This window comes from Streptomyces sp. NPDC001443 (assembly GCF_053597355.1).
In genome coordinates, this window is record NZ_JBSFIA010000051.1 from 39884 (window position 1) to 53523 (window position 13640).

Sequence of the window (13640 nt, forward strand, 5' to 3'; positions counted from 1 at the left end):
CTAGGTGGCTAACCTCGCGAGGCATCTGATCGCCCTAACCACAGGCTGCAACAAGGGAGTTCTCTTGGTGCTGGTCGCCTATGACGGCGGCTGTTGACGGCCTTAACTCTCGGGTTTCTCGCCTGAGCGGCTGGGCACCGAGACGACCTGAAGGCCCCTTCCCATGACGAGTCTGCGAACACCGGCCAAGGCCACCGCCGTCGGCCGCCCCACGTACAGCCAGACCCTCCCCTGCGAGCCGTCCGCGGCCCGGCTAGGCCGCGACCTCGTCCGAGAGATCCTCAGCCTGTGGCGTCTCGACAGCCTCGCGGACCGGGCAACGCTCATCATCACGGAGCTGATCGCGAACGCCTGCGGTCACACCCTGTGCTCCGACGTCCGCCTGGTCTGCGGGCGTCCAAGCCCGACTCGGCTGCGTATCGGTGTCGTGGACCGGGATCCGTGCCATCTGCCGGTACTCGACCAGGCGAACGGCGACGACGAGTCGGGGCGAGGACTCCTCCTCATCGACGCCATCGCCGACCGCTGGGGCTACGACTTCAAAGGCCCGGGCAAAGACCCCTGGGGCAAAGAAGTCTGGGCCGAACTGCGAACCGAGAACGACAGATGACGGCCGCAGCACTACTCGGGCCACGCGCGGTATCAGCGCAGACTTCGCCATTGGACCCCGCCGAAGTAACAACTGTCCTGCCGAAGCCCGGCCGCTGGCGGCCCTTCAACAGCGAGGCCGTCCTCGACGACGCCGCCCCGGTGCACGAACGCCGTCCGCCGCCACTGAACTGCTGCGGCACCTTCCCCCGCCCCGGGGACATGCCGGGGCCCCACGGCGACCGCAGGGTCAGGGTCGCACCCACCCCTCATCTCCCAGGCCTGCTGCGTCCCCAGGAGACGCCCAGCGATCACCGACAAGCCGTCGGGCGCCTGCGCCCTATGGCCTGGGGCGTCAGCGAACTGTTTGAGCCGCTGGTGGAGCTGCGCTGGCTGCGAGAGACGGTCTGACCTCCATGCGATTCACGACGACAGAGAGAGCCATGTCCGAACTCCTCACGCACCAGGGCCGTCCTGTCCACAACCGAAGCAGTGCCAGCCTGCGCACACCACTCCCCCAACGTTCGGCGAACCCGGCAGAACGCGCGCCAGCAGCACCCGTGGACTTCTCCACGCGCCCCCACACCATCCCGGCGGACGACGTCGCCACGGACATGAGCGACCTCGCCGCACGCGTGCGGAACCTGATGGACCTCCAGCAGAGCCGGGTGCTCCAATTACCTTTAGGCGGCCGCTTCTTCGACATCGTCGTCACCGCCTCCTGCCCCGAGGCCTACGCTGTGATGGACCTCCTGGACCAGGTGCAGCACGCTGGCCACGGTCAGCTCGACGCCTGCGGCCCGGTGATCGAAGACCCACACCGGCAATGGCTCATCTGGCTCGTACCGCCGGGAACCAGCGACACCTGGGGTCCGCACCGGTACGGCCTGTGTCTGGGCCGGCCGCACCAGCTTGCCCTGCCGCCCATGACACAGACTGAAGCCCCGGGCCCGTACTGGCTGCGCCCGTGCCGCGGCGACCGCCTCGTACCGCCCGTGCCGCTGCGGGACTTTCTCGACCAGTTCCGGCCCGGGCCGGCTCCGCACGAGGAACTCCTCGCAGAAACCCTGTGCACCATCACCTGATCTGCCCACGGTCTCGCCCCGGACCGGCAGACCCGTCGCCGGCCTGCTACGGGCCGGTACTCCGGCCGGCAGACCCGTGATCGTGTCCGGCCTGCAGGCCGCCCAGAGCGGCGCTGGCCGTGCGTATGCCACCCCCGTCACGCACGGCCGGCGCCTTCCACCTCTCCGCCCGCCATTCCAGAGAGAGCCATGACCGAACTCCTCGCGCACAGGGGCCGTCCCGTACATCACCCCATGGACCAGGGAGAAAGTGACGCAACCGACCCCCGTGGCCACGCTCAGCGGCATCACCTTCCCCGGCCCGGCATCACGCCGGACCGAGGACGACGATGTGCTGTGGCAATGCTGGGGACACGGCCGCGGGGCGGGCGAGCCGCTGTGGAGCGAGGTGCACGGCCCCGACAGCGGCACGCCATGAACAGACGCTTATGCCAGGTCTGCGGCGGACCCGCAGACCGCGACGAGCAAGGCTGGCTGTGGCTGCTGGAAGACGAGCGCGGCAGCGGCCCGACCTGGCCGGAAGGGGAGATGACGACACATCCGCCGGTATGCTCGTCGTGCCTGCCGGTCGCTGCTCGCCTATGTCCGCACCTGCGACGCAAGGGGGCGGTGGCCGTACGAGTCGCCGAAGTCATCGCGGACGCCGTCTACGGACACCGCTACCACCACGGCCCCTTCGGGCTCTACGCAGGAAAAGCCGACGTGTACCTCACGACCAGTTGGTCCACGAAGTGGGTGATCGGCAACCAACTGGTCGCCTCCCTCTCCCAGTGCACCGTCCTCGCCCCCACCGAAGCCGGCATCGAGACCTCGGCGTCCCGAGCGCAGATATGCCGATGACGCTCGGGACGCCGACAGGGGGCGCCGCTCTGATGCGGCACCCGTTCAGCAACCGCAGCCATCCCCTGGCGTCTGTCCGGTGCCTGGATGGCACGGCTTCCGGGCCACCGGTCAGATACCACGCTCCGCCCGCACCTGACCTAGGCAGTCGGCACGGGCGGAACTACGGCGCTGGGGCTACGCCCCCGACGTGCCCCAGCGCCGTCTACACACCATTCGAACTCATCTGAAGGGGCTACCAAGTGGATGCCGTCCTCCCGGAATTCGTCAGCCGCCTCTTGGCGCAGGAGCGTGATCCCATCCACATCCCTGACATCACCGTGTCGGCCGCCACGGGTTGGCTCTCTCCCCTCGCCTCTCGCGTCCTGCTGCTCCTTGGCACCAGCGCGTCCGGCTCGAAGGAGTCGTTCCGCGTGCACGGCTACGCATACCTGCCGCTCCAGACGCCAGACGCCTCGACGGTCTACCTGCGCGTCTCGGACACCCGCGCTATGACGCCCTGGCGAGTGCACGTACCGGCCGTGGTCCTCGCGGTGGCCAGCGTCACCACGCTGGAGATGTATCGGCATCCGGACGACGCGCAGGGCGGTCGCCCGCAGTACGTCCGCGTATTCAGTGCTGGGGAGTTCTTCACCGTGCACCCGGACACGCTGTGCGCGACCCGGGGGACCGCGGCCACCGTGCAGGTCCTCGCCACCACAGAGCCGGTGACCGACCGCGAGGGGCCCCTGTCCGACGCGGCACACACCTCCTTCGCCCGGCGGGCCCGCCAGTACCTTGAGCAGGCCTCTCTCGCCCCGGCAGGCGGACCGTGCTGAGCGCGCCGGCCTCGTGGCTGGATGCCGTGCCACCGCTGGACAGCGACAGTCTGCGCACCCTCCAGCGGATCAGCCGCATTGTGCTCGACCGTCTCGCCGATGATCGGAAGCTGCTCACCAGGCTCGTCAACAACGTCCTGCACGACCCGGACCGCCTGGCCGCCAGCCGCGTCACCATGCTGCTCAACCGGCTGTCGCTGTACCAAGCCCCGGACCAAGGGTTCGAAATCCGGCTGAACATGAACCCCCGGCCAGACAATCAGCTCGTACCGCACGATCACTGCTATGCCTTCGCCACCCGGATCCTCACCGGCGGTTACGTGCACGTCGTACGACGCCGCACCAACGGCTGGGAGGGGCCGTTCACCGGCGCGGACCTGGAACCAGCCATCGTGACCGTCGAGCGGCCCGGCAGTGCCTACTCGCTTGGCGAGTCGATGGTGCACCAGGCCGTAATGGAGCCCCGCACGGTCACCCTGTTCGTGCGCGGCCCGCGCCGCAAGAACCTGTCTCACGCGGCCGAGGAGCTGATGCCGCCGCCAGGCAGTTGGCCGGCGGCCGCCGTCCCAGGGGATGCACCGGAGGAGTCCCGGCCGTGCACCCTCGCCGAGTACCAGAACATGCGCACCTACCTGATCGAACATGACCTCATCGGCTGACGTCGCAATTTTGTGGCCGCGGCGCGTCGTACGGCAGTGACGCGAGAGGCTACGGCGAGCACATCCGGCACACCGAGGAGCAACCGATGAGCAACCTTCTGACCGTCGATCACCCCGCCTGGCAGACGTACGAGGGCGGCACACGCGCGCGTGCTGTCCGTACGGCCTCCGGCATCTGGACCCTGTCACACGACCGGGACGGCCTGCACCTGGCGTGCGTCGACGGAACCGAAGACGTCAAGCCCGAGTTCGTCAGCACCGACCCTGTACACCTCCCGCCCGCCGCCCCGGCCGCCCTCCGCGACAACCTTGCCGAGCTCGGCGTTACCCGGCGCCTGGCGAACCCGTGGCTGTGGGATGCGATCACCACGGCGATCCTGCGGCAGGTCGTCCGCGCTGACCAGGCCCGCAAGGTGTACCGCACCTGGTGCAGCGCCTACGGCACCACTGTTGAAGGCCCTCGGGGAGCACTCGCCGTAGCGCCCGCACCAGCCGCAGTCCTCGCCCTGGCCGACGAGCAGTTCGCCGCCGTCGGCGCAAAGTTCCACCGCACCGCCCTGACGGCCGCAGCAACGCACTACGAGCAGCATCACAGCGAGTGGGAGCACCTGAAGGTCGGCGCCCTGGCCGCCGCACTCACCCGCATCCCGCGCATCGGACCATGGACCGCCGCCGCGGCCGCCACGGACTACACCGGCGACTTCCACGCCTACCCGCACGACGATCTGGCCGTCCGCACCTGGGCCGCCAAGATCGCCCCCACCTACGCCTGGCCCGACAAGGAAGACAAGGCATTCGGCCCGTTGTGGACCGGCTGGGCCGGGACCGATCGCACCGCTCTGCACACCCTCACCCTCGCGACCCTCACCTGGGGGGCGCACACCCGATGACCTGGAGGACGTATGCAGCAGTTACCGCTGATCGCGGGCGCCGACGACCGCCACCCGCTGGATGCCCTCTTCATCAACGCGCCGCTGCGTGACTACACCCTGCGGCCCCGGACCAACGACTACACGCTCCCCGTACTCGGCATGGCGTACATCGCCACCTACGCCCAGCAGCACGGCTACAACGTCGGCGTGCTCGACGCCGAAGCCCATGGTCTGGGCGTTGAGGCGACTGCCCGGATCGTCAATGAGGCCGCGCCCCGCTGGGCCGCCATGAACCTCCTCGCCCCCACCTACGAGATGTCCGCAAAGATCGCCGACCTGCTCGATCCTGATATCGCCCTCATGGTCGGCGGCCACCACGCCAAGGCCATGCCGGACCGGGTCCTTGCCGACCTGCGAATGCGCCACCTGCGCGCCCTCGTTCTCGGTGAGGGAGAGTTACGCGTCGCCGCCCTCCTGGAGGACGAACACAACCGCCGCACCCTGCCGGGCGTCCTGTGGCGCGACCACCTGCTCGGCACCCGGGCTGCCGGCATTGCCGACCCCAAGACCAGCGCGGCACTCCTGGGCCCCGACATCGACAGCCTGCCGTACGTCAACCGCGCCTTTCTCCCCCAGGACCCCTACCAGGCCGCGCCCACGGCAACCGACCTCCGCCTCGTCGGCGAACGGCCCTGGCTCGCCGGGATCAGCCCCCAAGGGCACTGGGAGGCCAACATCGTCGGCAGCCGGGGCTGCCCCTACAACTGCACCTTCTGCGGTGCTGCCGTCTCCGCGAACCCGGACCTCACGATCCGCGTGCGCTCGCCTGAGAACATCATCGGCGAGCTGGACCAGCTCCACGATGCGTACGGCGTGACCGCTTTCCGCTTCGTCGACGACCTGTTCCTCGGCGTCGGCAGGGTCATCGAGGAACAGATGGAGGCCTTCACCCGCCACAAGATCGGGGACCGGTACGTGTGGGACGCCACCGGCCGCATCAACGTGCTCAACCGGCTCACCGACACCGACCTGGACCGTCTCGTCACCAACGGGCTGCGCGAGGTAGCCCTCGGCATCGAATCCGGCAGCGACCGCATCCTGGCCGCGATGGACAAGCGGATCGACGCAGAGATGACTGAACGCGTCGCCCGCCGCCTTGTCTCCCACGGCATCGGCGTGAAGGGGTATTTCATCCTCGGCTTCCCCGGCGAGACCAAAGCGGACCTGGACGCCACCGTTCGGCACATCCGCAATCTGTGGGCCATCTCCGACCAGCACTGCGGCAGCATCCGCGCCAGCGTCTTCGAGTTCCGCCCCTACCCGGGCACGCCCGTGTGGACGACCCTCACCGCCGAAGACGGCTACGACCCGGACAACCTGCTCGCCTACGGCGACGTCGACCTCACCCAGAACGGTGCCGACGAGTCCATGCGACAGCGCGACGAGTTCAACTTCTCCGTAGGCATCCAGTTCGGTGACGTGGCATTGCCCGAGATCCGTTCCACGCTCGCGATGCTCACCCGGGAGCAGCACGAACGCAACCAGGCCGGGATGGGAGAAGCCGCATGAGCGGGGACCGCAAAGGCTTCTTCGTCTCGATCGACGGACCGAGCGGCGTGGGCAAGTCCACCACCATCCGGGAGTTACGAGCCTGGCTTGCCGCGCGGGACGTCCCAGCCCAGTGGACGGTCGAGCCGCCCCGCGGGGACTTCCTCGGGGACTTCACCCGCACGCACGGCGGCCAGCTTCACGGCCTGGCCCTAGCCTGCCTCGTCGCAGCCGCACGCTACCGGCACATCGAGACCACCATCGAGCCCGCGCTCAGGGGTGGCCGGCTGCTGATATCCGACCGGTACATGGCATCTACGCTCGTCCTTCAGCGGCTCGACGGCGTACCGATGGACTTCCTGACGTTGCTCAACGGCTACGCGCCGCAGCCCGATCTGGCGGTGATCCTGACCGCTTCCCCGGCCGCGATCACGGACCGTATCGCCCAGGCCGGCGTCACCCACCGCTTCAGGGCCGATCCCGCAGCGCCCACCCGGGAAGTCGAGCTGTACCGCGACGCCGCGAACATCCTCGAAGACCTCGGGTCCAAGGTACTCATGATCGACAGCACCGGCATCACCCCATCGGAGGTCGCGCACCGAATCGCCGACGCGCTCCCCGCCTTCCCACTACCGTCAGATGCTTCAGCGACTCGAACCCCCCAGGAATCATGAGCGGACACCCGGCACAGCCCACCATCGACACCCACGTTCTCCTGCGCGACGGCGACAAGATCCTGCTGTCACAGAGAGGCGGCCCCTACGGCTATGGACGGTGGCATCTGCCCTCCGGCAAGCTCGACCAGGGCGAACCCCTCACCGTCGGAGCAGCTCGTGAACTGCTCGAGGAGACCGACGTCAAGGTCGACCCCGAGCATCTGGAACTGCGGCACGTCGTACACCACCGGCAGGAAGACGGATCCGAACGCATCGGGTTCTTCTTCGTAGCCACCCGATGGCAGGGAACACCCCGCAACAAGGAGCCGGAGAAGTGCCTTGCGCTCCAGTGGTTCGCCGACCATGACCTCCCCGAGGACATCATCGACTACCCCGGGGCGGGCCTGCACGGCTGCCTCGCCCAGACCGGCGCCCTGACGCTGCACGGCTGGCAGTAGAGACACCACAGGTTCCACACAGACTTCTCCCGGCCAGACATACCGTCCGGCCGGGAAGAGGCAGTCCCCTACCGCAAGCGCCCCTGGGACAGGTCTGCGTAGAGCCTGGGGGCAACAGATCACGGCCGTTGACGTTCTCCGAGCAGCGAAAGGGTGTTGGCCTCGATGTCAATCCCGTAGCGACTTGCAGGAACGGTGTGACGACCGCGACAGCACCACTACGGCGGCTGCGGAGCGCAGCGAACCGGGGATGCGGTGGCCAGGCCGATGCGCCAGGCGGGCGCCTGGTCAGCCACGGCAGGGCCAGGCTGCCGGTCTCGTTCGGCGGCCGATCCGCCGTGGACGCGGCGCACGAGCGCCTGGATGTGCCAGCCGGGCTTCCTGCGTGAGGCGGGGCGGCGGGTTGCGGCCTAACGGGTGCTCGTGCGCGCGGGGCTGCTCTGTGTCGGCTGGGGCGTCTTTGGTGTGGGTGTGCTTCAGCGTCTGGGCGGCTTGGTCGGCGAGCTGGGGCATCAGCCGCCCGCAGACGGGGAGCGGGGCCGGGGCCGAGCGGGTGTTCTTGGTTTGGGGCCTTCCGGCTGCGTTCGGCTGCGGGTGCCGGCCGGTCTCGGCCGCGTGGCGCGGCTCAGGGCGGTCGCTGCCTGTGGCGGATCGCGGGAGGCAGGGGTGCGGGGATGCGCGGCGCTGGGGGTCTCGGCGGGCTGTGTCGCCTGGGGCGCTGAGGGTGTGATCGCGGTTGCGGGTGCGGGCGCCCCGTCGGTGGGGCAGGTGCCTGGGGAGCAGCGGGGCCAGCAGGGCCAGGGGCCAGGCGATGCCGGCAGGTATGCCGTAGCCGGCCGCGTGCAGGACGGCGGCGCAGCCGATGAGGGCCAGGACAGCTGCGGTGTAGCGAAGCGGGCCGGGGATCGGTGTCGCCGGGGCGGGGCGCCGGGTGAGTGGGCGCATCGCCAGGGGGCCGGTGAGTGTCGTGGCCGACGGCAGGGCGCCGGTGGTGTGGGGACGTTTCTGCGGGAGGCTGTCGGCGGGCACGTTCTGGGCGGGCCGGTCCCGCCGGGTGTGTTCGTCCGCGAGTGAGGGTTCGCAGGCGGCCGTGCACGTGTGGTCGCCGGCGGAGCCGGTGCGCAGGGCGTGGGAGTGTTCCGCTTCCCGTCGGCCCGGGCCAAGGGCGCAGGGACTTGGCAGTGGTGCGGCTGCGGGCGGCGGTGGGGTGCGGGGCGTGTCGGTCACAGGCTGCTTCCTTCCGGTTGGTGGGTCAGGCGCCGGCGCACGTGGTGCAGCGGCCGTCGCTGTCGGGGTGGGCTCGCTTGCGGGTCGGGCCGGGGCAGGTGCGGCAGGGCGGCCAGCCGGGGCAGGCCGGGCAGAGGTCTTCGCCGGGGGCGGTGGCGGGAGCGCCGCAGCCGGCGCACTCGACGAGGGCCCGGTAGGTGAGGGCCTGGGTCACGGAGCGGGCGGCGGCCGCGGTCGATGACCGCTTTCTGGTCGCGTCCGCCAGTGCTTCGTCCAGTGAGGCCGCATCGTGGCGGGCGACGGCGGCGGGTAGGCCTGGGCGGCGCGGAGCCGGGCGGCGGTGATCGCGCCGACGGAGGTTCGCACCGGGTTGGGCAGCGGGTGCCTGGGAGGTGTGGTCAGGCTCGGCCTGGGCGGGTGCGTGCTTGAGGATGTGGGCGACCTGGTCGGCGAGCTGGAGCATCAGCCGTTCGCGGACGATGAGGCCGGCTGATGCCGATCGGGTGTCCTGGGTTTGAAGCAGGCCGGCGGCGTCCCACAGCAGGTTGTGGCCGATCTCGGCCGAGCGGCGCAGTTCGTAGCGGTCGCTGCCGGCTGCGGCCTGGGCGAGCGTGGTGTGCAGGGCGGCGAGTCGCTGGAGGTAGCGGCAGGCGCCATCGCCTTCGACGCTGCGGACGTGTTCGCGGGCCCGGGCGTCCACCTGATCGGGGAGGCGTTCGGCGAGCAGCGGCGCGAGCACGATCGCTGGCAGGGCGACATCGGCGGGGATGCCGTCGGCCATGGCGAACAGGCCGACGATCAGGGTTGAGAACGCGACCGCGACGGCTGTGAAGCGCAGCGAGCCGGGGATGCCGGGGGCCAGGCCGATGCGCCGGGCGGGGCGCCTGGTCAGCCAGCGCAGGGCCAAGCGTTGTATGGGCGTGGCCGATGGGGTGAGGACTGCGATCTGGTGGGGGAGTTCGGGCCGGGAGCCGTCGCCGGGGATCGTCCAGGCGAGCCAGCCCCACCGGGTGCGCTCGTAGACGAGCACGGGTTCGCACTCGGCTGCGCAGGTGTGGTCGCGGACGTGGCCGGTTCGCAGGGCGCATGCGTGTTCTGCCTCCCACCGGCCCGGGTCAGCCTCGAAGAGGTGCAGGTGCTGGGTAATGCCGCTTGTCGGTGGTGTGCGACGGATGTAGGTCACGGGCTGCTTCCTTCCGGTTGGTGGGTCAGGTGCAGGCGCACGTCGTGCAGCGGCCGTCGCCGTCGGGGTGAGCGCGCCGGGGTGTGGGGCCGGGGCAGGTACGGCACCGCGGCCAGCCGAGGCAGGCCGGGCAGAGATCCTCGCCGGGGGCGGTTGCGGGAGCGCCGCAGCCGGCGCATTCGGTAAGGGCCCGGTAGGTTAGGGCCTCGCTCACCGTGCGTGCGGCAGCGGAGCCGCTCATCGGCTGCGGCGGCGGGTCGTCCCGCACGGGTGCGTCATGGTGGCCGGCCGAGAGGGTGGGCGGCGGGTAGGCCTGGGCGGCGCGCAGGCGGGCCGCGATGATCGCGCCGACCGTGGTGCGCACCGGGTTCGGCAGGGGCCGGGCGGCGATGACGTGCCGCAGCTGTTCACGGCTCCAGCCGGATTCCAGCATCACGGTCACGACGCGGCCTTGGTCGGTCAGGGCCTGCCCGGTCAGCAGCAGCTCGGAGCGGGCCGCTGCGAGGTCGAGCAGCAGCCGGATCCCCGGGTGCATCTCATCCGCCGCAGGCACGGCCGGCTGGGACGTCGGCGTGTCCGATTGGTCTGTCCGTCCCGGTGTTCGCGTCGCTTCGCCGTGGCACGGACGGAGGGCTCTGGTGTTCTGCTTGTTGGTCTTCTTTCTGTTGGTGTTCTTAGTGGACCGATCAGCCAACGTAGGGTCATCCACTGGTGGAAAAACCGACTCTGGTTGTGACCTGCTGCTTTGCAGAGCGGGCAGGTCGGTGATGAAATACGCCGCCGCACCGAGGGTGCCGTCTGGGCCGCGCTCGCGTTCTCGCACCAGGAAGCCGTGCTTGGCCAGCTCCTTCAGCCCGCTCTTGACGGCTGAGTCACCGTCGCGGCCACGGCGGGCGATGTCGGCGACCGTCATCCGCCAGCCGCCTTGATGCGTGGACAGCAGTCCGAACAGGCCCTTGGCCTTGAAGGACAGCTGCGTGTCGCGGAAGAGCCCGTTGGCGACCTGGGTGAACTGATCGGCCGCCATCACGCCCCGGCAAATCCCTGCCAAGAGGCCGCCGGTGTGCTCGGCCCCGGGGGCCGTCCCCACCAAGTCGGCCTCCAACAGCGCGACGTCCAAGGCGGCCGGGCGGTCCGTAATGCAGTAGACGATCTCGCCCAGGGTGCCGTCCGGGCGGCGCAGACGTTCACGGACCAGGTAGCCGTGCACCTTGAGCTCCTGCAGGCCTGTGCGTACCGCTTCGCGTCCGTCCGGGCCCAGGCGGACGAGGTCGGTGACCGTCACCTGCCAGCCGTTCCTGTGCGTACTGACGTACCCGAAGAGGCCCTTGGCTTTGAACGACAGCCCGGCGTCACGGAACAGCGCGTTGGTGATCTGGGTGAACTGATCGGCCGCCATGACGCCCCGGCGGATCCCGGCCCCGAAGCGGCTCACCGCCGACTTCCCGACGCATGCCACGGGCGGTGCCCACGGCAGCACACCTGGCCCGCCGCGGTGGGGCGGTCGGTGGTCCTGGGCGTGGAGGCGTGCGGGTGTTCCATCGCGTCAGCTCACCGGCCGGCCCCGACCAAGGGGACGGCCACGAGCCCCGACCATCGGTCACGATCCGGCAACGGAGCCGTCCAGCTGCCGTGGCCGGGCTCATAGCCGGGCCGACCATGATGAGGATCTTTGGAATCGGTTCTGTCCGCACTTCCGTGAACGATCTTTCTGCGGCCACCAGGCGGATCGGTAGGATCGCCGCATGATTGGAGATCCCGTGGTCGTGCTGCCGGAGGTCGAGTACCGACGTGTATGGGACCGTTTCTACGAGGATTTCAGCTTCCGTCCGAGTGTGAGTCCGATCAAGTGGCCGGCCATCGAGGAGCCCGTCGCGTCGGTGACCTGGAGCCTCGCTGCGCTTGACGGTGATCTGGGTGACGAGCGTCTGGACCGCCTGGTCGCGGTTGTCGAGCAGGGGCTGTCTTCCTGCGTTGGCCCGTCAGGCACTCTGTTCGCCCTCGACTGGCAGCACACGTCGTATCGCTTCGCACCGCAGGAGGTCGGCGGTCCTGGGCAACCGGCCTGGCCGCTGAGCCCGTATCCCGACGGGGACTACTTCATCTTCCTTGCGGAGGACTTCCGCTTCGGCAGTTTTGGCCACCCTTGGGAAGGGTCTCTCTGCTTGTTCGGTGAGGAGCTTCTTGACGTCGCGGCCACGGAAGTCGACAAGGTTCTTGGCCCGCCGATCCGCAGGTCAGGCAAGGCGGTAGGCCCGGCCTGAGCCTGGGCCCGGGCTCACGGTCTCGCGAGGATACGTGCCCGCAGCAGGGCGAATGTTGCGCGTCCGTGGCCGCCGGCGCGTCCACGGCGTCGAACTTCTCAGCAAGGTGGCGCAGTACCAGGACAGCCGCCAGCTCTGCTATCTAAGGACTGTAGGGCCCGGGTGACGATGGTCAATGCGGCGGAGGCTGTTCGATCGCACCGCCCCGATGAGGTGTAGGGATGTAACCCTTCGCCCCAGGTGGCAGATCGTTGAGGCACGCCTGGGAGCAAGCGTTGACCAGTAGCGGCAGGACGTCGGTCGCCACCACCTGGGAGAGCCAAACCTGGTGAGGGCCCGTCGCCGAGATCGGCCCGGTGCAGACACTGCAGGTGCGGGCCGCGGTGGTTCCCCAGCGGAAGGGAGCCAGGCTGTCGAGGTCCAGGACCGTATCGCCGGACGGGAGGAGCCGCGGGAACGGCGGCCGGTACTTGAAGTTGCCGTAGATCGAGCGCGTGCTCACCGTGCTGCTCGCCAGCCGACCGCACCGCGTGATCTCGTACGGGAACCAGTGCAGCCGATGCGAGGTGTAGGGGCTGAACTCCTCCAGGCTCGTCATCTCGCCGATTTCCGGAGGTATCCGGACCAGGTTGCTTCCGTACAGCACAAGGGTCCGCACCGCCGTCAGCCTCCCGATCGACGCCGGCAGCGTCACGATCTGCCGCCGCTCCTCGGGGCTCAACTCCGGCAGCGGGCGGAACTCCTCCCGGCCGTCGGCCGCCGCCTCTTCGATCAGTTCCAGCAGCCGGAGCCAGCCCGGAGCACTGGTGTCCTGGATCTCGGCGTGGAAGGACGTCGCCGCGCCGGGCGGACTCAGCCGGACCTGGTCGAAGCAGCGGCAGCGGTCCTGCGGCGCCCCGGGTGGGGAGTCCTTCGCCTCGGGAAAACGGTTCGGGAAGACCTGTGCAGGGAGCTGTTCGTCCGTCATGGCGCAACGATAGGGATGCGGCGTCCGCGCGACACCATCCGAACACCAGCGAACACACTGGCTGGCACGGCTCGCACACTCCACGATCGGGCGGCGCCAGCCGACAACGCCACACTTCGCTCGTTGAAATGCCCCACTCCATTGAATTTCGGATCGAGTGGAGCGACGAGGGGCTCTGGTCAATTTCGAGGCTCTGTCCACAGTTTCGTGAGCCCGTTCAGAAGGACCGGTAGATCCCCTTGGGATCATCGTGAGCCCATGCCGCGTACTCCTCGAAGCCCAGGTTGCCGATGCTCAGGTTCGCGTGGACGTCGTGGAGCCCTGCGGGGATAGTGCGGAAATCGCGACCGAACTCGGTCAATTGTTCGTAGTCTTCTTCATCCACGCACTCCTCCCGCGTCAGCGTGGTGACCGCCAGCAGCGGGTGGCTCTCGGCCTGCATGGTTGTACGGTCGGCGAGAAAGACAACGGCCAG

The 13640-nt window shown here is 69.4% G+C and carries 15 protein-coding genes and 1 pseudogene; 12 read left to right on the forward strand and 4 right to left on the reverse strand.

The window, feature by feature from the left end; translation table 11 throughout:
* Positions 1-163 precede the first annotated feature (163 nt).
* The 11 genes from ACWC24_RS36820 (at position 164) to ACWC24_RS36870 (ending at position 7524) form a co-directional block, all read left to right on the forward strand.
* Positions 164-610, forward strand: a complete 447-nt coding sequence (locus ACWC24_RS36820; protein WP_450667265.1) for an ATP-binding protein — start codon at positions 164-166, stop codon at positions 608-610.
* Between the two features lie 50 nt (positions 611-660).
* Positions 661-999: a hypothetical protein gene (locus tag ACWC24_RS36825; RefSeq protein WP_450667266.1), complete on the forward strand. Its 339-nt coding sequence runs from the start codon at positions 661-663 to the stop codon at positions 997-999.
* Positions 1000-1148: 149 nt separating this feature from the next.
* Positions 1149-1673, forward strand: coding sequence for a hypothetical protein (locus ACWC24_RS36830; protein WP_450667267.1), 525 nt, complete (start codon positions 1149-1151; stop codon positions 1671-1673).
* 250 nt (positions 1674-1923) lie between these two features.
* Positions 1924-2091 (forward strand): hypothetical protein, encoded by a 168-nt coding sequence (locus ACWC24_RS36835; RefSeq protein ID WP_450667268.1) that lies wholly within the window; start codon positions 1924-1926, stop codon positions 2089-2091.
* A gap of 191 nt (positions 2092-2282) precedes the next feature.
* Positions 2283-2513 (forward strand): hypothetical protein, encoded by a 231-nt coding sequence (locus tag ACWC24_RS36840; protein ID WP_450667269.1) that lies wholly within the window; start codon positions 2283-2285, stop codon positions 2511-2513.
* A gap of 413 nt (positions 2514-2926) precedes the next feature.
* Complete coding sequence (locus tag ACWC24_RS36845) at positions 2927-3331, forward strand: hypothetical protein (protein ID WP_450667270.1); 405 nt, start codon at positions 2927-2929, stop codon at positions 3329-3331.
* Positions 3325-3990: a hypothetical protein gene (locus tag ACWC24_RS36850; protein ID WP_450667271.1), complete on the forward strand. Its 666-nt coding sequence runs from the start codon at positions 3325-3327 to the stop codon at positions 3988-3990. The genes ACWC24_RS36845 and ACWC24_RS36850 overlap by 7 nt, the downstream gene beginning before the upstream one ends.
* 86 nt (positions 3991-4076) lie before the next feature.
* Entirely contained in the window at positions 4077-4880 is an 804-nt protein-coding gene (locus ACWC24_RS36855; RefSeq protein WP_450667272.1) for a hypothetical protein, read from the forward strand.
* 12 nt (positions 4881-4892) lie between these two features.
* Positions 4893-6431, forward strand: coding sequence for a B12-binding domain-containing radical SAM protein (locus ACWC24_RS36860; RefSeq protein WP_450667273.1), 1539 nt, complete (start codon positions 4893-4895; stop codon positions 6429-6431).
* Positions 6428-7084: a dTMP kinase gene (locus ACWC24_RS36865; RefSeq protein ID WP_450667274.1), complete on the forward strand. Its 657-nt coding sequence runs from the start codon at positions 6428-6430 to the stop codon at positions 7082-7084. Before ACWC24_RS36860 ends, ACWC24_RS36865 begins: the two co-directional genes overlap by 4 nt.
* A complete protein-coding gene (locus tag ACWC24_RS36870; RefSeq protein ID WP_450667275.1) occupies positions 7081-7524 on the forward strand; it encodes an NUDIX hydrolase in 444 nt (147 codons plus the stop codon). The genes ACWC24_RS36865 and ACWC24_RS36870 overlap by 4 nt, the downstream gene beginning before the upstream one ends.
* A 1252-nt stretch (positions 7525-8776) precedes the next feature.
* Here the strand turns inward: ACWC24_RS36870 and ACWC24_RS36875 are convergent.
* Together ACWC24_RS36875 and ACWC24_RS36880 are read right to left on the reverse strand one after the other, a co-directional pair.
* A pseudogene (locus ACWC24_RS36875) lies at positions 8777-9132 on the reverse strand (hypothetical protein); the annotation flags it as partial.
* An 827-nt stretch (positions 9133-9959) separates the two neighbouring features.
* Positions 9960-11369 carry a hypothetical protein gene (locus tag ACWC24_RS36880; RefSeq protein WP_450667276.1) on the reverse strand — a complete coding sequence of 470 codons (1410 nt, stop codon included), beginning with the start codon at positions 11367-11369 and terminating at the stop codon, positions 9960-9962.
* A gap of 310 nt (positions 11370-11679) precedes the next feature.
* On the opposite strand from ACWC24_RS36880, the gene ACWC24_RS36885 reads away from it, so the two are divergent.
* Entirely contained in the window at positions 11680-12198 is a 519-nt protein-coding gene (locus ACWC24_RS36885; protein ID WP_450667277.1) for a DUF2716 domain-containing protein, read from the forward strand.
* A 172-nt stretch (positions 12199-12370) separates the two neighbouring features.
* Here the strand turns inward: ACWC24_RS36885 and ACWC24_RS36890 are convergent, their stop codons facing one another.
* Both ACWC24_RS36890 and ACWC24_RS36895 read right to left on the reverse strand, forming a co-directional pair.
* Entirely contained in the window at positions 12371-13165 is a 795-nt protein-coding gene (locus tag ACWC24_RS36890) for a leucine-rich repeat domain-containing protein (RefSeq protein WP_450667278.1), read from the reverse strand.
* Between the two features lie 217 nt (positions 13166-13382).
* Positions 13383-13640, reverse strand: a 258-nt coding sequence (locus ACWC24_RS36895; protein WP_450667279.1) for a DUF6924 domain-containing protein, incomplete at its 5' end; no start/stop codon positions are given.

Coding starts and splice junctions, on each gene's coding strand:
- ACWC24_RS36820 (WP_450667265.1), top strand. CDS start 164: ATGACGAGTCTGCGAACACCGGCCAAGGCCACCGCCGTCGGCCGCCCC.
- ACWC24_RS36855 (WP_450667272.1), top strand. CDS start 4,077: ATGAGCAACCTTCTGACCGTCGATCACCCCGCCTGGCAGACGTACGAG.
- ACWC24_RS36860 (WP_450667273.1), top strand. CDS start 4,893: ATGCAGCAGTTACCGCTGATCGCGGGCGCCGACGACCGCCACCCGCTG.
- ACWC24_RS36865 (WP_450667274.1), top strand. CDS start 6,428: ATGAGCGGGGACCGCAAAGGCTTCTTCGTCTCGATCGACGGACCGAGC.
- ACWC24_RS36870 (WP_450667275.1), top strand. CDS start 7,081: ATGAGCGGACACCCGGCACAGCCCACCATCGACACCCACGTTCTCCTG.
- ACWC24_RS36885 (WP_450667277.1), top strand. CDS start 11,680: ATGATTGGAGATCCCGTGGTCGTGCTGCCGGAGGTCGAGTACCGACGT.
- ACWC24_RS36890 (WP_450667278.1), bottom strand. CDS start 13,165: ATGACGGACGAACAGCTCCCTGCACAGGTCTTCCCGAACCGTTTTCCC.